Annotated in this window: 16 protein-coding genes, 1 tRNA gene and 1 pseudogene; 9 read left to right on the top strand and 9 right to left on the bottom strand. The window is 57.9% G+C overall.

Annotated features, from left to right (window positions below):
* The first annotated feature begins 67 nt into the window (after window positions 1-67).
* Window positions 68-3,019: an NAD(P)-dependent oxidoreductase gene (locus AC2FGE_RS05890; RefSeq protein WP_496818269.1), complete on the top strand. Its 2,952-nt coding sequence runs from the start codon at window positions 68-70 to the stop codon at window positions 3,017-3,019.
* Here AC2FGE_RS05890 and AC2FGE_RS05885 read toward each other — a convergent pair.
* From AC2FGE_RS05885 to AC2FGE_RS05875, 3 genes are all read right to left on the bottom strand, one after another.
* The gene (locus AC2FGE_RS05885; protein ID WP_496818305.1) at window positions 2,964-3,239 is read right to left on the bottom strand and encodes an IS66 family transposase; all 276 of its coding nucleotides are present in this window, start codon (window positions 3,237-3,239) and stop codon (window positions 2,964-2,966) included. The two genes, AC2FGE_RS05890 and AC2FGE_RS05885, sit on opposite strands and share 56 nt — an antisense overlap.
* Window positions 3,240-3,527: 288 nt before the next feature.
* Window positions 3,528-4,619 carry an aminomethyl transferase family protein gene (locus tag AC2FGE_RS05880; RefSeq protein ID WP_496818268.1) on the bottom strand — a complete coding sequence of 364 codons (1,092 nt, stop codon included), beginning with the start codon at window positions 4,617-4,619 and terminating at the stop codon, window positions 3,528-3,530.
* 12 nt (window positions 4,620-4,631) lie between these two features.
* Window positions 4,632-6,167, bottom strand: coding sequence for a trimethylamine methyltransferase family protein (locus tag AC2FGE_RS05875; protein WP_496818267.1), 1,536 nt, complete (start codon window positions 6,165-6,167; stop codon window positions 4,632-4,634).
* Window positions 6,168-6,300: 133 nt separating this feature from the next.
* Here AC2FGE_RS05875 and AC2FGE_RS05870 point away from each other — a divergent pair, with 133 nt between their 5' ends.
* Window positions 6,301-7,209 (top strand): LysR substrate-binding domain-containing protein, encoded by a 909-nt coding sequence (locus AC2FGE_RS05870; RefSeq protein WP_496818266.1) that lies wholly within the window; start codon window positions 6,301-6,303, stop codon window positions 7,207-7,209.
* Between the two features lie 290 nt (window positions 7,210-7,499).
* On the opposite strand, the gene AC2FGE_RS05865 is transcribed toward AC2FGE_RS05870, so the two are convergent.
* Window positions 7,500-8,663, bottom strand: coding sequence for an ATP-binding protein (locus tag AC2FGE_RS05865; protein WP_496818265.1), 1,164 nt, complete (start codon window positions 8,661-8,663; stop codon window positions 7,500-7,502).
* A gap of 88 nt (window positions 8,664-8,751) precedes the next feature.
* Window positions 8,752-9,001, bottom strand: a pseudogene (locus AC2FGE_RS05860) (transposase family protein); the annotation flags it as partial.
* A 50-nt stretch (window positions 9,002-9,051) separates the two neighbouring features.
* Here AC2FGE_RS05860 and AC2FGE_RS05855 point away from each other — a divergent pair.
* Window positions 9,052-10,131 (top strand): hypothetical protein, encoded by a 1,080-nt coding sequence (locus AC2FGE_RS05855; protein WP_496818264.1) that lies wholly within the window; start codon window positions 9,052-9,054, stop codon window positions 10,129-10,131.
* Between the two features lie 119 nt (window positions 10,132-10,250).
* Here the strand turns inward: AC2FGE_RS05855 and AC2FGE_RS05850 are convergent, their stop codons facing one another.
* The 3 genes from AC2FGE_RS05850 to AC2FGE_RS05840 all read right to left on the bottom strand — a co-directional run bounded on the left by AC2FGE_RS05850 (window position 10,251) and on the right by AC2FGE_RS05840 (window position 11,394).
* Window positions 10,251-10,655 carry a hypothetical protein gene (locus AC2FGE_RS05850; protein ID WP_496818263.1) on the bottom strand — a complete coding sequence of 135 codons (405 nt, stop codon included), beginning with the start codon at window positions 10,653-10,655 and terminating at the stop codon, window positions 10,251-10,253.
* A gap of 104 nt (window positions 10,656-10,759) precedes the next feature.
* Window positions 10,760-10,836 (bottom strand) — tRNA-Pro (locus AC2FGE_RS05845).
* 180 nt (window positions 10,837-11,016) lie between these two features.
* Window positions 11,017-11,394 (bottom strand): FCD domain-containing protein, encoded by a 378-nt coding sequence (locus AC2FGE_RS05840; protein WP_496818262.1) that lies wholly within the window; start codon window positions 11,392-11,394, stop codon window positions 11,017-11,019.
* Here AC2FGE_RS05840 and AC2FGE_RS05835 point away from each other — a divergent pair.
* Complete coding sequence (locus AC2FGE_RS05835) at window positions 11,335-11,601, top strand: hypothetical protein (protein ID WP_496818307.1); 267 nt, start codon at window positions 11,335-11,337, stop codon at window positions 11,599-11,601. The genes AC2FGE_RS05840 and AC2FGE_RS05835 overlap by 60 nt on opposite strands.
* Window positions 11,602-11,626: 25 nt before the next feature.
* Here AC2FGE_RS05835 and AC2FGE_RS05830 read toward each other — a convergent pair whose 3' ends face one another.
* Window positions 11,627-12,742 carry a THUMP domain-containing class I SAM-dependent RNA methyltransferase gene (locus AC2FGE_RS05830; protein ID WP_496818261.1) on the bottom strand — a complete coding sequence of 372 codons (1,116 nt, stop codon included), beginning with the start codon at window positions 12,740-12,742 and terminating at the stop codon, window positions 11,627-11,629.
* Window positions 12,743-13,037: 295 nt separating this feature from the next.
* Here AC2FGE_RS05830 and AC2FGE_RS05825 point away from each other — a divergent pair, with 295 nt between their 5' ends.
* From AC2FGE_RS05825 to nqrE, 5 genes are read left to right on the top strand one after another with little or no spacing between them, the layout of a single operon-like run.
* Window positions 13,038-14,381 (top strand): Na(+)-translocating NADH-quinone reductase subunit A, encoded by a 1,344-nt coding sequence (locus tag AC2FGE_RS05825; RefSeq protein WP_496818260.1) that lies wholly within the window; start codon window positions 13,038-13,040, stop codon window positions 14,379-14,381.
* A 5-nt stretch (window positions 14,382-14,386) separates the two neighbouring features.
* The gene (locus tag AC2FGE_RS05820) at window positions 14,387-15,595 is read left to right on the top strand and encodes an NADH:ubiquinone reductase (Na(+)-transporting) subunit B (protein ID WP_496818259.1); all 1,209 of its coding nucleotides are present in this window, start codon (window positions 14,387-14,389) and stop codon (window positions 15,593-15,595) included.
* On the top strand, window positions 15,588-16,403 hold the full coding sequence (locus tag AC2FGE_RS05815; protein ID WP_496818258.1) for a Na(+)-translocating NADH-quinone reductase subunit C: 816 nt from the start codon (window positions 15,588-15,590) through the stop codon (window positions 16,401-16,403). The genes AC2FGE_RS05820 and AC2FGE_RS05815 overlap by 8 nt, the downstream gene beginning before the upstream one ends.
* Complete coding sequence (locus AC2FGE_RS05810; protein WP_152460184.1) at window positions 16,403-17,056, top strand: NADH:ubiquinone reductase (Na(+)-transporting) subunit D; 654 nt, start codon at window positions 16,403-16,405, stop codon at window positions 17,054-17,056. Before AC2FGE_RS05815 ends, AC2FGE_RS05810 begins: the two co-directional genes overlap by 1 nt.
* Window positions 17,056-17,664 carry an NADH:ubiquinone reductase (Na(+)-transporting) subunit E gene (gene nqrE / locus AC2FGE_RS05805; protein ID WP_039526851.1) on the top strand — a complete coding sequence of 203 codons (609 nt, stop codon included), beginning with the start codon at window positions 17,056-17,058 and terminating at the stop codon, window positions 17,662-17,664. The genes AC2FGE_RS05810 and nqrE overlap by 1 nt, the downstream gene beginning before the upstream one ends.
* Window positions 17,665-17,674 lie beyond the last annotated feature (10 nt).

Raw genomic sequence — 17,674 nt, 5'->3', positions numbered from 1 at the left:
TTCCCATAGTGAACAAGAGTGTACGATGCGCGCAAATCGGATGAAGTTGAAATGAGACGGATAGACCATGAGCGAACTTGAAGCGCAGCGCAAAATCTCCATCGAAGCGACACAGAGCGGACCTCCGCCTCGGACGATCAACCCGTTCTTCGGCGTCGGGCCTATCACTGACGTGATTCAGGATGAGGCTGAAGGGCGCAAAAACCGTTTCGACTTTGACCGTTGGTTGGAAGCCACCTATCGCAAGCTTGACGACACCGGCGACGATCTTGGGCCGTTCACAACCGCAGAAATCGGCCGTTCGATGCACCGCGGCTATCCGGCGGACGCAATCCTGCGGGACATGATGTTCCATATCCATCGGTATTTTGGTTTCCCCAAAACAAACCCTATGGCTGTGGGCCTTGGCGGCGGCCATAGCGGCTTCACCGTCGCGATCATGCATCTGATGAACCCGAATCTGGATGGTCAGAAACTGTTCGTCGACACCCCGCGTCCGGAATCGGACGAAGCCACCAAGGGCGGGTTCTTTCGCCAAAGCTGGGGCACACAGATCCTGGAATTGCAGCGATTTGCCGCCAACGGGCACGAAGACAAGGTCGTCTTCGCGGGCGCCGAAGGCACGATCCCGTCAGCGGACGAGCTGGAGGCCATGGGCATCACCCTTTTTGTCGGCGTTGGGCACGAAACCACAGGGGCGACCACATATACAACAGAAGAAGTCACCTCGCTTCTGGAATGGTTGGACCGCGATCCGGCGAACCGGCATGCAATGATTGATGCAACTTCAATGCTGGGCGGGATGCCCTGGCCGCAGAACGTGGTCGAGGCCTTCATGGCCAAATGCAACATTTTCACCCCGTTCCAGAAAGCAATCGGTGGGATTTCGGGTTACTTCCTGGCATCGTTCACCCCAGCAGCGATGCAGCTGATCGAAGACAACCAGAAGAACCCGGCCTGGGCGATTGCGCGCCAGTTGAAACTGGTTGTTCCGACCGATGCCAAAAAGCCGCTGACCGGTGAAAAGACAGTGGGTCTTGGCCCGTTCTATGACGCCGCGGCGGACAAGATGACTGGCGGAGTGATCAACACATTCTCGTCGCTGGCTTTTGCTGAAACGACCTATGGTCTGCTGCGCGTCGAAAAGATGTTTGGCTCGGTTGATGTGATGAACCAGCGCTCTGCCGCCAACCGCGCGCAGATTGATACGTGGCTCGCCGGTCAGGACCTGCTGGTTGCCGGTGTTGGCGATGCACAGAAACGCGGTGCGGCGGTGACCTTGCTGGCGGTGAATGATCCGGGCATCATCGATCCCGCCATCCACGCACGCATCATCGCGCGGTCGAAACAACTGTTGGGCTACGAGGGGTTGACCCATCCAAATGGCGACTATGAACCAGGCCTGGACGCAGCCCGCTACGTAAATGCCTTCCCCGGCACACCTGGCGACTATCGCGCCTGGATCGGTGGCATTCGTGAGCCCGAGGATATCGTGCGTCTGCTGGACAACATCTCTTATGCCTATCACCGTGCCAAGGTCGTGGTGCTGGAAGAGGAGCTGGCGGCGCAAGGCATCACCTTCGACGCCTCGACAACAGGTGGTGCGGATCTGCGCCAGGACGATCCGAACCGCGCCTATCGCATTCTGGTGGCGGATCTGGTTGGCCTGAAATTTGGTGCCGACGGGCAGCCGGATGCCTCGGCGGTCAAGGCCTATGTTGAGGAGCAGGGCGCAACCTTCACCTATGGCGGCTGGGATGGGTCCGATTTGCCTGCTGGCCAGCATTTCTTTTACCTGCCAGACCTGTCCACACATGAGGAACTGTCGGCAGCGTGCTGCGGCAATCAATATGATGCGGTCATCGCGGCGGCGACCTTCTTTCCCGAGAATGCAACCTTCCCTGAAGGGGGCGTGCGTATCGGTGCTGGAACCGGCAATATGGCCTGTGCCTGCTGGGGCGGCGGGGATGGTACCGGCGGTTCTGCCCCGCTGATGAACACCCCCAGCTTCAACAGCCGCGCGACGGCACAGACCGCGATGAAGGCTCTGCTGCGTGTTCTGCCCGATCTGAAGGTTGACGAGATGCACAAGCGTGTCGTTGACGGCGACTTTGACACCGGCAAGCACCTGCGCGATTACCCGACCGAAAAGCTGGAAGGCAAAAGACTGGGCGTGATCGGCTACGGCAATATCGGCCGCGAAGTGGCCAAGCTGGGCAAAGCCTTCGGCATGACCGTCGCCATATATGCGCGCGCGCGGCACCGTCAGTGGATTGAAAGCGAAGGTTTCATCTACGCCGCAACTCCGGAAGAGGCCGCCGCAGGCGCGGATGTGTTGTCGCCCCATACCGGTCTTGGTGCCAAGGGTGCGGATGGTGTCTTTGCCAATGCGGGGCTTGTTGGCGCGTCGGTTCTGAATGCCCTGAATGACGGCGCAATACTGGTCAACTACGACCGTGGCGAGGTTGTCGATGCAGACGCGCTGAACGATGCGATGGCTTCGGGCAAAGTGTCCTATGCCGCTATCGATGCCGATCTGTTCATCGCAGAAGATGGCAGCCTGTTTGGTCCGATGGTGCCTTACCGTCCGCTGATCGACGCCTATCCGGGCCGATTGGAGCTGCTGCCCCATGCGGCGGCGGATACCGAGCATACCTCGCGCGTTGAAGGGGCGAAGCAGGCGGTCGATCAGATCCTGTCGGCCATTCGCTATCGCAAAGTCATCAACTGCAAGGGTGATATCCCCAAGGGCTATACCAGCGGCGGCGCCCATACTGTCGCCGGGGTCGGCAAAGTATCCGCCTCTGTGATTGCGTCGGCAGCAGCAGATGCGGATACTCTGATCCGCCTGCGCGACGCGGCTGAAACACTGGCAGCGATCTGGGGTGCTATTGAGTCAACCCGCGATCAGGCCCGTCGGGCGGAACTGATCCAACGGCACGGAGAAGCGCTGACGCTGGCTTCTAACACGCTGCACACAGACTTTGACACATTTGGCCTGGTCGGTGGTTACGATTGATCAGGGTCTGATGGGTAAGTGATACGATGCAAACCGTCCATTGGATGGTTTGCATCCCATACCCGCTGTAGGCATCTGTTTGTGCGACCGCGGAAACACCTGCCAGTATTTCGTGGATGTGTTCCATCCCACGTCCAGCGCGATGCGAGTAGACCACGACGGGAGGTAGATTTCCTCCAAAAGGGCGATCATCACGGTAAAGCGCATACAGGCGCAGCAGGTTTTTGTCTTTCCGTTACCCTGAACCATGATTGGATGCGTTGTCTCATCCATGAACAAGCGCCTGGAATTGAATTTGATGTCCTGGGCCAGCGCATCAAAAGTGGGCGTGGGGTCGCGAAAACCCCCTTTCGTTCAGGGCTTAGAAAGTGACCACAACGAGCCCATTTTGCCCGCTGCTGCGTCATTCATGATTGGCGGATTTGCTCTTCGCTGTTCAGTCGAAATCAATTCCAGTGATGCAACGGTCGATCAGAGTGTCGCCCGTCGCGGGAATGTGCAGACCGTGTCAGCTATGCGTCCGCGATTTCTGAGGATCATAGACGGGGCTTGAAGTGATTGTGGCCGTTGTTTCCAGACCGTCGCCCGACACCATGAGCGTTGTTCCAGCCGAAAGGTCAGGATCTACATGCGCTAGCGCCAGCGATTTGCCCATCCGGTGCGAATAGCAGGGGCTGTTGATTACGCCGACCTCCTGACCATCCAACATCAGGGTTTCTCCGCCTGCGACCATGTCCGGGTGGTCGATGTCGAGGCAAACGTTGTTGACCTTCTCGGCGCCTTTCGCCGCCATGACCGCCGATTTGCCGCGATAGTCACCCTTGGCACTGCTCACCGTGAAGCTCAGGCCGACCTCCCACGGGGTGTTGTCCTGGGTCATGTCGTAGCCGTAGAACAGCAGGCCCGCCTCGATCCGCACCTTGTCGAGCGCGGTGAAGGAACAGGGCATGACGCCTGCCTCGACCAGCTTGTCCCAGATGTCGGCGATCACCGCGCCATCGGCAAAGATCTCGTAGCCACGTTCGCCGGAGTATCCGGTGCGTGAAATCCGGCAAGGATGGCCGAAAAGCGCTGCTGGTGCGTGTTCGAAATAGGCCAGATCGGCCAGGTCGATATCCGTGTGCGCGTTGAGAATCTCCAACGAGGCAGGTCCCTGCACCGACAGATCATGCAGATCATCGGTGAACTGCACCTGAACATCGCGCCCTTCCGCCGAAGCCTCCAGCAGCGCCATCGTGTCGCCAGACCCATGCACGATCATCCATTCGTCACCGCCGTTGTTCGACACGATCGCGTCGTCGGCGATGCCGCCCTGATCGGTGAGAACACACAGGTAAGCTGCCTTGCCCGGTGTAACCTTGGACAGATCCCGCGTTGTTAGGTGATCGAGAACCGCCATCGCGTCCAGCCCGCGTACGAATACCTTTTTCAAAGGCGACATATCGAACATGCCCGCGCGTTCGCGCACCGCGTCGTGTTCGTCATTGGGATCGGTGTCGTAGGTCCAGGCAGTGCCCATTCCGTTCCAATCCTCCAGCCCCGAGCCGAGCGCGATGTGGCGTGAGGCAAGGGCGGATGTGCGGCTAAGCTCTTCGGTCAAGGGTGTTCCTTTCTAGTACCATTCGTCCGGCATCCGCGCCTTGCGCCCGGATACGAAGTCCTCAAGCGCTGCCTGAATGCCGGGTTCCATGTCGGGTTGTTGATAGTCGTTCAGCATCTGATGCCACCGCGCGGTGGCGCGCTGATCAGCGGTGAGTGCGCCATTTTCAGACCAGGTCTCGAATGGGCCGGCGTCAGATATCTGTGGTTCAAAATTCGCCGTCGTGTAGTGGCGCAGGGTGTGACTGGTGGACAGGAAATTTTCGCCTGGACCCGTCTCATAGTAGGCATCCCGGCCAAATGCCTCGTCATCGGTATCGAAGCCCTGCAAAAGTTTCAGCATCGCGCCGCAATGGTCGAGATCCATGATGAACTTCTCATAGGACATCACAAGCCCACCTTCGAGCCAGCCTGCTGCATGCCAGACCTGATGCGCACCTGATAGCAGCGTGGACCACATCGCGTCGGTGCTGTCCTGCATGGCTTGTCCGTCCGGGGCGTTGGACGCGGTGATCTGCCCTCCGCCAGAGCGCACCGGCACGCCAAGCCTCCGGCCCATTTGAGTCAGGGCCATAGTGGTCATGTTCGCCTCGGGCGATCCAAAGGTCAGGGCGCCTGTCCGCAGGTTCATGCTGGAGTGGAATGACCCGAAAACCACCGGACAACCAGGCCGCACCAATTGCGCCAACGCGATGCCCACCATGGCTTCGGCTAGCGTTTGTGCCGCCACCGCAGCCGGAGAAAGTGGCCCCATGGCGCCGGCGAAAATCGCGGGAGAGACACAGACACACTGGCCCGCCTCTGCATAGATGCGCAGAGCTGAGGACATGGTGTCATCATAGATCAGCGGTGAGTTGACGTTGATGTTGGCCTGCATCACCGCGTGCCGGTCCATGACGTTACGGCCAAAGACGATGCGTGCCATCTCGATACTGTCCCGCGCGCGTGAGGGTGCCGTGACAGAGCCCATGAAAGGCTTGGTCGAGAGGGTCAGATGCGCCAGCATCATGTCGAGATGGCGCTTGTTGACCGGGATATCTGTCGGCTCGACCACGGTGCCGCCGGAATGGTGCATGGCGGGCGCAAGATAGGCCAGTTTCACAAAATTGCGGAAATCCTCCAGTGTCGCATAGCGTCGACCCTTTGCCAGATCGCTGACAAAAGGCGAGCCATATCCCGGCATCAACACAACGTTGTCGCCGCCAAGCGTTACGGTTTTGGCCGGGTCGCGGGCATGTAGCTGAAATTCGCTTGGGGCCGTGGCGCACAGCGCGCGGGCGTGACCCGGTTCAAACCTTACACGTTCACCGTCAACCCGCGCGCCCGCCTGGGCGAAGAGATCCAGCGCCGTTTGGTCCCCACGGAATTCGACACCGATCTTGTCCAATATCCAGTCGGCCTGATCTTCGATGCGGGCCAATGCCGTTTCATCCAGCAAATCGTATGCAGGTATCTTGCGGCCGGTGAACGGCGTGCTCTCGCAACGTGCGTTGTGACGAGACAGACGGCCACGGCGCGCGCTGCTGCGGCGACCCTGAGGTGCTGACATACCTGCAGTTGCGTTCAAAGGCTCCAACGCCATCTCTCTTCTTTTGGCTCTGAACGTAGATGATGTTCATAAAAATATAATTGGAAATCGAAAAATTCTGTTCTCTGCGTATAAATAAATTATACGCTAAATTATGTCTGCCCGTTTTCATCACCATGATCAGCTGAGGCTTTTCGCCGAGATCGCTCGCTATTCCAGCTTTTCGACGGCGGCGGAGGCGCTCAATATGACAAAGGGCGCGATCAGCTATCAGATCAAGACGCTTGAGGCCGATCTGGGGTTGAACCTCTTCCAGCGCACAACGCGCGGCGTCACTTTGACCGGAGAAGGTCTGAAACTGCTGGCGATCTGCCAGACGCGATACGACGAGATCGAAGCTGAAATTCAGGCGTTAAAGGGGGCCTCGACCCGCTCTCTGACAGTTGGCGTTTCGACCTATTTCGCGGCGCGCTGGTTGTCGCCACGCCTGATGACCTTCATGCAAACACACCCGGACGTGCAGCTTCGCATTCAGCCGATGATCGAGTTCTCACAAGTCGAGATGCAGGATGCGGATCTTGCAATCAGGTGGGGCAACGGGAATTGGAACGATGGCACCGTGACACCATTCATGCCGATGCCGCCCTTTCCGGTTGGCAACGCCGATGTTGCGGGCCGGGTGGAACGGCTGGGGATCAGGGAGGCAGTCACAGAACTGACACTGCTGCGCGATCGCGAAGACAGCAACGCCTGGTCTGAATGGTTGGAGCTTGCGGGCCTGCCGCCGCAAGCGCGGTGCGACGTGCTGATCGTGCCCGATCCCAATGTGCGGGTTCAGGCGGTGATCAACGGTCAAGGGATCGCATTGATGGATGATCTGGTGGGCGATGAGTTGGCGGCAGGCAAGCTTCATCCGCTGTCAGATATCGCGCTGTCGGACTATGGCTACTTCATCGTCAGGCCGGATCGCGCAGCGGTTTCGGAACCGGCGACATTGTTCTCAGATTGGTTGCTGGATGCCGCTTCAACCCGCAACCAGTCCACGAACGCATCAGCGCCCTGAGCCATTTGCCGATCAACGAAATGTCACCGGGATTGGCCCCGGTTGTTATTGAACGCCACATTGAATCGGTTCGGAATTTGCAAACGGACGGGTTGGGGATCTTCTTGATCGAGCCATTTACCCAACTCGCCCTTACCGGTTGGCCCTCGGTTTGGGTCGGAATAGTTTCGGCGGACCTGTTTCAGGGCGTGACCTTCGGGACAGACATATTGATCGTTTTCTGTATCCCACCCGAAATCCGCCCGCGTCCAGGTTCAGGCACGCTATCGCAGGCCCTGCCCCTCTCAGGTCTATGCAGAGGCCAGCCGTTCCATAGCGTTTATGAGGGGCATCGCCCTGACGCCTCCTTGCCCCGGAACCTCTCTGTCGTCTGCATAGACAAGGATACGTTCCGAGACGTCCAGTTCTTCTGTCGCGATGTGAAACCCACGCGTTACTTTCGCCGATGTCGTCCGCTTGATCTCAATGGCCCAGAGGGCGCCGCGGGGAAGTTTCAACATCAGATCCACCTCAGCCCCCGCTGAAGAGCGATAGAAGCTTGCTTCTGTTCCGCGCGGTGCCGCAGCAATCAGGTTTTCAATACAGAATCCTTCCCAACTGCCGCCGACAACTGGATGCCCCAGCAGGTCTTCCTGTGTTTCGATCCCAAGAAGCGCATGGGCTAGACCAGAATCGCGTATATAGACTTTGGGAGACTTGACCAGACGCTTCCCGGCATTGGAATGCCAGGGCGGTAGGCGACGCACCAGCATCAGGTCAACCAGCAAGTCAAGATAACGCGCAACGCTCTGGCCGGAGACTCCCAGGTTTCCCGCTAGTTTTGCCGCGTTGAGTAACCCGCCTTGCTCATGGGCGAGCATTGTCCAGAATCGGCGCAACGTCTCTGCCGGAATGCGCAACCCGAAAGCCGGAACATCGCGTTCCAGATAGGTGCGGATGAAATCCTCGCGCCACGCCAGGCTGGTCCGGTCGTTCTTTGCCAGGAAGCTGTCTGGAAACCCACCCCGCAGCCAGAGTGCGGAGAGCGCGCCGGCTCCGGTTTCCGACAAGGTGAAAGGCGTCAGCTCGTGGTAACTGACACGTCCCGCCAGGGACTCTGCGCTTTGGTGCAGAAGCGTGTTCGAGGCCGACCCGAGCAACAGGAATTGACCAGCCCGATGCCCTTGCCTTCGCCGCCGGTCAATTTGACCACGTAAGGCCTTGAACAGGTCCGGCATAAGTTGAACCTCATCAATCACCACCAGGCGGCCAACCTGTTCATCGAGATAAAGGTCGGGCTCTTCGAGTACCTGGCGATCGGCAGATCTCTCCATATCGAGATAGACAGCATCACGACTTTCAGCGATATCCTGTGCGAGCGTTGTCTTCCCAACTTGTCGCGGCCCAAGCAGGACTACGCCCGCCTGGTTCTCCAGAGAACCTTCAACTGATTTTTTGTCACCGCGCTCGATCATACCCTGCATTTATTCCATTCAATGGAAGATTTACAAGGATAAATTTTGAGAGTAGTTTCCCTTTCAGCATTCAAATCGGTGTAGTCATCCATTTGCCGCGAACACGTACACATGTCTCGCTCATGCGCCAGGAGCTCAGCGTTTCTTTGATTGCGCTCTCGCTGCGATCACCGGTGAATGCTTTACAACCCACCTGTTGAGAGTGGCATGATCCACCTGCACGCCGCGCTCAGCCATGATCTCTTCCAAGTCACGATAGGACACCGTGTACCGCAGATAGAAGTACACGCGTAGAAAACTTCATCTTTGGGGAAGTGGCAGCCTTTCAATGAGATCATGTTGAAACCTGTTCAAAAAATATTCGAGGGCAACAAGCGTCAGATCACGCATGTTCATCAACTGGGCGTCGGAGTTTGCGACACATCCAACTATGCTGCGTCAGTTCAGCCTGGATCAGGTGGATCATATCGCCAAAGCCCGCGCGCCCGAAACTGCTGTTGCGCTGGACGACCGGCTGAAACGGTTCTTTGGCATTGGTAATTCGACCGGTCTGGGCATGGCCCCATATCTGGTGAACCACGGCGAGTTGCTGAGCCAGTGGATCGAAATGCGTGAAACCGCGCTGGCGCAGGTTCTGCACAAGGCGACGCCCACCGATTGGCGGATCAAACTGTTCCATGACCTGATCGACCGGGCCGAGCAGCATTTTGCCGAAAGCCGCACCGGGGATGAGGAACAGATCGAACACAATCGGGTTCTGATCGCGGAGCTCGCCGAGGTGCGCGATTGGCTTTTTGTCCAAAGCGAGGCGCTGGAAACCTGGTCGGTTTTGTCCAATCACGCCCGCGCTGCCTGGAGCCTTGAGACACAGGAACTGATCCATGCGCTGTGTTTGGAAATCCATCCCGAACTGGTGAATGATCTGGAGGACAGCTTTGCCGTCATCCCGAACCCTGTCATCGACCCGGACATGACCACCGCCCAACTGCGCGCCCTGATCGAAGACCGTTATGACTGGGCGCTGGTCATCGACTTTTCGAAGTCCGAACATTCAGACGCGTTCTGGTATCGCTCGGAAGAAAAGCTGGAACCGCGTTTGGGTTTTGCCGGTGCCGATCCCGGGGTGGAAAAGCAGATGCCGCTGCCCATCGGTCGCCGTGTCCGCGCGTGCTATGACGTGCTGTTGGAAGACCTTGAGGAACATCCTGACAGCGATGTAATCCACTTCCTGCTGCGTCGCCCGGCGCTCAAAAGCATTGTCCGGCGCATCCAGACCATGAGCAAACACAAATACGCGGAAATACGCGCCAACCTTGCGGACCGGGACGTGCGTCCCATGGATTTGCTGCGCTGCAAACTGGCCTTCTTTGGCGTCAGCAAGTTCGACCCGCGTTCAAAGTTGTGGGTGTGCAACACGATGTCTTCAGCACTCTTGCGACCGTGGTTGCGGCGACGTTGCCGCCGGTAAGTTCGGCAAAGGACGCAATAGGGATGAGGTACTCGCGATGCCCATCGTCGAATGCGGTACGAGGCCCATGCTTCTTTCCATTCGGATCATGGTAGTAGGCCAACGCCTGCTTGAACAACCTATCGCTTAATGCTGCGAGCCCAGTCTTTATAGTCGTCGACATATTCCTGAGAAAAATCTTCCCAAGCGACGTCGCCCAAAAACTCCTTGAGACGGGCTACTTTTGATTGCATCGGCACCACGGTGCCTTCGGCTTTCTCTTTCTGAATATGCAAAAAGTACCGATCAATGATGTAGCCAAGTGACACATGCTTTGGTGGTCGAGTGTCTCCAGATAAAATCAGTTCCGCAAGCTGACGTTTTGCTTCGGTATCATTTCGGGTTTTTGTCGATCTACGCTTCGGTCTCCCATCTTCGTCCGTCCACACGATTTCCCAGATTTGGTTTTCGGGGCGCTTACGTAGTCGAAATTCAGGTTGATGAGCGAGCATAACGCTTTCGGGATCAAGCTGCGAATATGACATTTTCTCAGACCTCTGTCGGTGTTCCGTGCCAAGCTGGCACGAAGAGCTTCGTTAAAAGTAGGTCATAGCAAAACGGCAAGATTATGATCTTGAACGTTTTTTATTGGTCGGAGTGAGAGGATTCGAACCTCCGACCCCTGCCTCCCGAAGACAGTGCTCTACCAGGCTGAGCTACACTCCGACCGTGGCGCGGGTCTATACGCGGTGGGGTGGGGGTGCAAGGGGGATTCTGAGCCGGGCGAAAGGATGTGTCGCAAACTCTGAGGCCCATTTGACGAACTTTGCAGTTAAGATACAGGCTCTTTTGCAATTCGCTGTGGTTTAAACTGATGACTTCACGGCACTAAGCGAGGACGGCAGCCTACATAGCCTCTAGGGTGTGAGCGAGGCCATTTCGGATGTGATCTTCCAACAGCTTCTTAGCCATGTCCGCGTCTCTGATCAATGCGGCATCGAACATACCTTTGTGTTCCTTGACGGCCTCTTCGCCGCGATAGGTCAGGACGAGCATCTGATACCGCAGATACTTGTCGTAGATGATCGAGTGCAGAGACAGAAGGTTCTTGGACTTGCAGGCCGCGATCATCGCTTGGTGGAACTCCCAATCATATCTTTTCCAAGTCTCTTTCTCGGACTCGTCGCCCCTGAGAAGTTGTTGTTCCATCAGGTGTAGTTTGTGGTGAGCGGCAACAAGGTTGCCTTCCCAATCCGTGTCGCCGTTCGCAATGGACAGCTCCAAGGCGTGGCGCTTACCAACCGTTTTGACGAACCAGCAGGTGTTGTTGCAAGCTTCTTTGTCAATCCTCGTGAGGTGTGCGTGTTTCCCTCAGGTCATGAGCTTGAGGGGAAGGAACGAATAACGATCAAAGACTTGGAGGGCGTGCCATTGATCGGCTACCGTCCGGCTAAGCCGCACTATGCGCCGCTACGTGATGATCCTCGCTGAGACGTTGCACATTTTTATCTAGCGCTCAGGTCAGGGGGTCGGTTTGGTAGAGCTTCACTTTGGTGCCGCCATGATCGACCACGGGGCCGGCTGACAGGTCGGGCAGGCGTGTGGCACGGGCAAGGGAGGGGTTGCTGGTGACGATCCCGACGCGCCAGCCCTGAAAGCGAGAAATCAGGGTTTTGCCCAGGCTGCCGTATAGCGCACGCAGACGTTTTTCGTCGCCGATACGGGCACCGTAAGGTGGGTTCACGATCACAAGGCCGGTCTGATCGCCGATGGGATTGATGTCACTGACAGAGCGCTGGGCGTACTGAGTGACATCTGAGACCCCTGCCTGTGCCGCGTTGGCGCTGGCGGCCTCAATTGCGCCGGCATTGCGGTCCGAGCCGTGAAAGGCCAGAGTTGTCTCGGTGGTCGGGCCGGTCTGGCGCAGCGCTTCAAATGCGGTGGCATCAAAGCCTGCCAGATCTTCGAATGCGAACCGGCGGGATCGACCGGGCTGCAGGCCAAGGGCGATTTCTGCCGCTTCGATCACAAATGTGCCCGAACCGCACATCGGGTCCAGCACCGGTTCAGATCCGTCAAAACCGCAGGATCGCAGAAACATCGCTGCCATGGTTTCGCGCATCGGTGCCTTGGCTACTGCGGGTTTGTGCCCGCGCTTGTGCAGGGGGTCTCCGGATGTGTCCAGAGACAGTGTGCAAACATCTTTTTCGATCCGCAGCATCACGCGCAGATCAGCATCCGTGGATAGGGATGCGCCCAGTGTTTCGGTGATCGCGCGCTCGATCCGCTGGCGCGCGGCACCGGCGTGATAGATGCGTGACTTGCGGCTGGTTGCTTCAACCTTCACAGGAATGTCGGGACGCAAGAATTCGGACCAGGGAAACTTGCGCGCGCGCTTGTCCAGTTGCGCCAGATGAACCGCTGGGAAACTGCCGATGCGCACCAGGACCTTGTTGGCGCCGCGCAGACACAGATTGGCGCGCCAGACCTCGGACCAATCACCCCGGCAACTGACCCCGCCCGCCACGCGGTGCGCATTTGCGAATCTTTTCTCAACCGCTTCGTCAAAAAGCGGTGCTTCAAGGCCAGGTGTGGCCGCCAGAAAGATTTCGAACAAACCGGGTGTTTTCATTCGGGTTGCTTACACCGGATACAAATCAGGCGCGATACGCTTTTTTTGTGCTAGATTGCGGCCCAGATGGCGGCCTGTTCAGAAAGTGAAGCGGTTATCGGTTTTTCGGCGGTAACAGGTTTGCGTTTCGCGTCCCGCGCGCGTAAAGGGTCCCTGATCGAAGGAACGCTGGCGGATTGCAGAGGGGATTTGGCGCAATCGTCCCCCTGAAATGATGTGGTTCGCGCTATCTTGTCCCTGAACCAGCGGGCAAGATAGTCGGCGTAGGAAAAGAGGCTTGGAAGACCGTAGCGACATGCAAACTTTCAAACTGAAAAAAGGGATGGAATTGCCGGTTCAGGGTGCACCTGAGCAGGAAATCCATCCAGGGCCGGAATTCAAAACCGTGGCCGCACTGGGCGCAGATTATCTGGCGCTCAAGCCGCGTATGCTGGTGCAGGAAGGCGATGCGGTTCAACGCGGCACGCCGTTGTTCTGCCATAAGGATGCGCCCGAGGCGATGATGGTAGCCCCGATGACCGGTAAGGTCGTCGCCATCAATCGCGGCGCGCGGCGTGTGCTGCAAAGCGTGGTGATCGAAGTGTCGGACGCCAATGATGCTGGTGTCGATTTCTCAGGCGTTGGCAATGCGGATACTGCCGAGGGTGTGACCGAGAAGCTATGCGCGGCTGGTCTGTGGACGGCATTCCGAACACGACCCTATTCTAAGATGCCCGCGCCGGGCACCAAGCCGGCAGCCATCTTTGTCACCGCGATGGAATCCGAGCCATTGGCCGGCGATGCCGCAGTGATCATCGCAGATGCGGGGGATGCCTTTGCTACGGGTCTTGCGGCCATCGCAAAGCTGACCGAGGGCAAGACATATCTGTGCCACAAGGACGGCGACAGTATCCCCGGTGCGGATGTAGCCGGTGTCGAAGCCGCTGCCTTCGCAGGCCCGCACCCTTCAGGTCTGGCCGGTACGCATATCCACTTTCTTGAGCCGCTGGCGGGTGACAAACAGGTTTGGACCGTCGGGTATCAGGACGTGATTGCCATCGGTCGCCTGATGCAGACCGGGCATCTGGACCCGAATATTGTCATCGCGCTGTGCGGCCCAGGTGCGCGGCAGCCGCGGCTGATCCGCACGGTCATGGGTGCATCGACTGATGATCTGACCCGCGATGAGGTCAATGTCGACGGCACGCCCCGGATTATCTCGGGCTCGATCCTTTCGGGGACACAGGCCGAGGGGCCAACCGCCTACCTGGGTCGGTTCGCGCGGCAGCTGTCGATCATTCGCGAAGACCACGATCAGATCCCGCTGGGATGGATTCGTCCGATGCCGTCGAAGTATTCTGTCCAGCCCGTGCTTGGGTCCGCCCTGTCGAGAAAGCTGTTTCCGCTGACATCGAACCTGAATGGGGGTCGCCGAGCGATGGTGCCCACCGGCGTGTTCGAGCGGTTGATGCCGCAGGACTACCTGCCAACGCAACTGTTGCGCGCGCTTTTGGTGATGGACACCGACACCGCTCAGGCGTTGGGCGCATTGGAGCTGGACGAAGAGGATCTGGGCCTTGTCGGCTTTGCCTGTCCGGCAAAATATGAATATGGGCTGGCGCTGCGCGACTGCCTTGCAAAGATTGAAAAGGAGGGCTGAGCCACATGGGTTTGCGCAGCTTCTTTGATCGGATCGAGCCGAACTTTACCAAGGGCGGCAAGTACGAGAAGTATTTCCCCATCTACGAGATGGTTGAAAGCTTCATCTACACTCCGAAGACTGTCACCACTGTCGCACCGCATGCGCGGTCGTATATCGACATGAAGCGGATCATGACCTACGTCGTGATTGCGACGATCCCCTGTATCCTGTGGGGGATGTACAATACCGGCTATCAGGCGAACTCGGCCATTGCGCTGTTGGGGCCTGAATCGGCCACCGGATGGCGGATTGCCCTGCTGCAGATGTTTGGCATCTCGCTGGACCCCAGCAGCATCTTTGCCAATGTGATGCACGGGCTGACCTATTTCCTACCGATCTACATCGTGACACTTGTCGCAGGTGGTATCTTCGAGGTCATCTTTGCCACCGTGCGCGGCCACGAGGTCAACGAAGGTTTCCTTGTCACCTCAATGCTGTACACGCTGATCATGCCCGCAACCGCGCCTCTGTGGCAGGTGGCTCTGGGCATCATTTTCGGCGTCGTGATCGGGAAAGAAGTCTTTGGCGGAACCGGCAAGAACTTCCTGAACCCGGCTCTGGTTGGTCGTGCGTTCCTGTATTTCGCTTATCCGGCCAGTATGTCCGGTGACACGGTCTGGACGCCGGTCGATGGCTTCTCGGGCGCGACTGCTTTGTCCGTCTCCGCGTCGCAGGGCTTTCAGGCGCTGGCGGCTGATGGCATCACATGGTGGAATGCCTTCTTCGGTTCGATCCAGGGCAGCTTCGGGGAAACCTCAACGCTGGCCTGCATGATCGGTCTGGCCTTCCTGCTGGCCACTAGGATCGCCAACTACCGCCTGATTGTTGGCTGCTTGGCAGGTACGATTGGCTTCACATTGCTGCTGAACCTGATCGGTTCGGACACGAACCCGATGTTCGCGATGCCTTGGTACTGGCATGTGGTCATCGGTGGCTATGCCTTTGGTCTGGCTTTCATGGTGACCGAGCCGGTTTCGGCCAGCCACACCAACATGGGTCGCTACATCTATGGCGCGCTGATCGGTATCATGGTTGTGATGATCCGCGTCATCAACCCGGCTTTCCCCGAAGGCATGATGCTGGCCATTCTGTTCGGCAACGTCTTTGCTCCGCTGATCGACTATTTCGTCGTGCAAGCCAACATCAAACGGAGGGCGCGTCGCCATGTCTGATCCGCAACCTCAAGAACCCAAAGGCGCGATTGCCCGGTTTCTGGCGGCCTCGCCAGACTCAGTCGGCAAGACGATTTTCATCGCGGTCGCAGTCTGCCTTGTAGCCTCGATGGTCGTATCCGCCGCCGCCGTCAGCCTGCGCCCGGTGCAAGAGACCAACCGTCTGAAGGACAAGCAGGTCAACGTTTTGCAGGTGGCAGGTGTCTTTGAGCCTGGCATCGACGTGACCGAAGCCTTTGCCGCGTTCGAGCCGCATGTTGTGGAATTGTCCACCGGTGATTTCGTCGATGACCAGTTCGACCCGGCCACCTTCGACGACATTGCCGCTGCCAGCGATCCTGAGCTGAGCGTCGCGCTGGACGATGATCCAGCGGGCATTGGCCGCAAGTCGAAATACCGCGTGATCTATCTGCTGCGTGACGACGCGGGTGGTCTGGACAAGGTGATCCTTCCGCTGCACGGCTACGGCCTTTGGTCCACACTCTATGGCTTCATCGCTTTGGAGAATAACGGCAACGATATCTACGGCCTGCAATTCTACCAGCACGGTGAGACCCCCGGCCTTGGGGCCGAGGTGGACAACCCGCGCTGGAAGGCTCTGTGGAATGGCAAGAAGCTGCGAGACGACAATGGTGATCTGCAAATCACTGTGTCGAAATCCCAGCCGGCCGCCGGACCCGACTTCTATATCGACGCGCTGGCGGGTGCAACCTTGACCTCGGTTGGTGTCGATAACCTGGTGAAATTCTGGATGGGTGACGCGGGCTACGCTCCGTTCCTGGCCAAACTGCAAGCAGGAGAGTTCTGATGTCCCAGACCAAGAAAGAGATGCTGGTCGACCCGCTTGTCGACAACAACCCAATCACGCTTCAGGTGCTGGGCATTTGTTCGGCACTAGCGGTGACCTCGTCGCTGCAGGTGTCGATGGTGATGGCGCTGGCGGTTATCTTCGTGACCTCGTTCTCGTCCTTCTTCATCTCGTGCCTGCGCAACCAGATCCCCGGCTCGATTCGGATCATCGTGCAGATGGTGATCATCGCCTCGCTGGTGATCCTGGTGGACCAGATACTCAAGGCCTATGCGTTCGAGATTTCGAAAACCCTGTCGGTCTTTGTCGGTCTGATCATTACCAACTGTATCGTGATGGGTCGCGCCGAGGCGTTTGCGATGAAGAACCCTCCGGTGGCGTCATTCATTGACGGCATGGGCAACGGCATGGGCTATGGCCTGATCCTGCTGCTGGTCGGCTTCATTCGTGAGCTGTTCGGTGCCGGGTCGCTGTTCGGTGTCACCATTCTGGAGACCGTTAACAACGGCGGCTGGTACGTGCCCAACGGCATGTTGCTACTGCCGCCCTCGGCGTTCTTCATCATCGGTCTGATCATCTGGGCCTTCCGCACATGGAAGCCGAACCAGGTGGAAGAGCGTGAATACAAAATTCAGCAGGTAGAGGCCCACTGATGGAAGGTCTGATCTCACTGGCCGTAAAGGCCATCTTTGTCGAAAACCTCGCGCTCAGCTTCTTTCTGGGGATGTGTACCTTCATCGCCGTGTCGAAGAAAATCTCGACCGCGCTGGGTCTTGGGATCTCGGTCATGGTTGTGCAGGCGATCACCGTGCCTGCCAACAACCTGCTGCTGAATTACCTGCTGAAACCGGGCGCGCTGGCCTGGGCCGGGTTCCCGGATGTGGACCTGACCTTCCTTGGCCTGATCTCTTATATCGGCGTGATTGCGGCCATGGTTCAGATCCTTGAGATGGTTTTGGACAAGTATTTCCCGCCGCTCTACAACGCGCTTGGGATTTTCCTGCCACTGATCACGGTGAACTGCGCGATCCTGGGTGGGTCGCTGTTCATGGTGGAACGGGATTACAACTTTGCCGAGGCGACCACCTATGGCCTGTCTTCGGGATTTGGCTGGGCGCTGGCGATTACCGCGATGGCGGGCGTTCGCGAAAAGCTGAAATACTCGGACATCCCCGATGGTCTGCAGGGTCTGGGTATCACCTTCATCACCGCAGGGCTGATGGCGATGGCCTTCATGTCCTTCTCGGGCGTGAAACTGTAAGGAGGGGCGG

Source organism: Ruegeria sp. YTSA075 (assembly GCF_059610245.1).
This window is presented reverse-complemented; position numbering and strand designations above follow the sequence as displayed.

What these genes read in the sequence shown, in the direction of transcription:
- AC2FGE_RS05850 (WP_496818263.1), bottom strand. Translation starts at nt 10,655, where the DNA reads ATGTCATATTCGCAGCTTGATCCCGAAAGCGTTATGCTCGCTCATCAA.
- AC2FGE_RS05865 (WP_496818265.1), bottom strand. Translation starts at nt 8,663, where the DNA reads ATGATCGAGCGCGGTGACAAAAAATCAGTTGAAGGTTCTCTGGAGAAC.
- AC2FGE_RS05830 (WP_496818261.1), bottom strand. Translation starts at nt 12,742, where the DNA reads ATGAAAACACCCGGTTTGTTCGAAATCTTTCTGGCGGCCACACCTGGC.
- AC2FGE_RS05815 (WP_496818258.1), top strand. Translation starts at nt 15,588, where the DNA reads ATGTCTGATCCGCAACCTCAAGAACCCAAAGGCGCGATTGCCCGGTTT.
- AC2FGE_RS05855 (WP_496818264.1), top strand. Translation starts at nt 9,052, where the DNA reads ATGTTCATCAACTGGGCGTCGGAGTTTGCGACACATCCAACTATGCTG.
- AC2FGE_RS05820 (WP_496818259.1), top strand. Translation starts at nt 14,387, where the DNA reads ATGGGTTTGCGCAGCTTCTTTGATCGGATCGAGCCGAACTTTACCAAG.
- nqrE (WP_039526851.1), top strand. Translation starts at nt 17,056, where the DNA reads ATGGAAGGTCTGATCTCACTGGCCGTAAAGGCCATCTTTGTCGAAAAC.
- AC2FGE_RS05870 (WP_496818266.1), top strand. Translation starts at nt 6,301, where the DNA reads ATGTCTGCCCGTTTTCATCACCATGATCAGCTGAGGCTTTTCGCCGAG.
- AC2FGE_RS05810 (WP_152460184.1), top strand. Translation starts at nt 16,403, where the DNA reads ATGTCCCAGACCAAGAAAGAGATGCTGGTCGACCCGCTTGTCGACAAC.
- AC2FGE_RS05890 (WP_496818269.1), top strand. Translation starts at nt 68, where the DNA reads ATGAGCGAACTTGAAGCGCAGCGCAAAATCTCCATCGAAGCGACACAG.
- AC2FGE_RS05875 (WP_496818267.1), bottom strand. Translation starts at nt 6,167, where the DNA reads ATGTCAGCACCTCAGGGTCGCCGCAGCAGCGCGCGCCGTGGCCGTCTG.
- AC2FGE_RS05825 (WP_496818260.1), top strand. Translation starts at nt 13,038, where the DNA reads ATGCAAACTTTCAAACTGAAAAAAGGGATGGAATTGCCGGTTCAGGGT.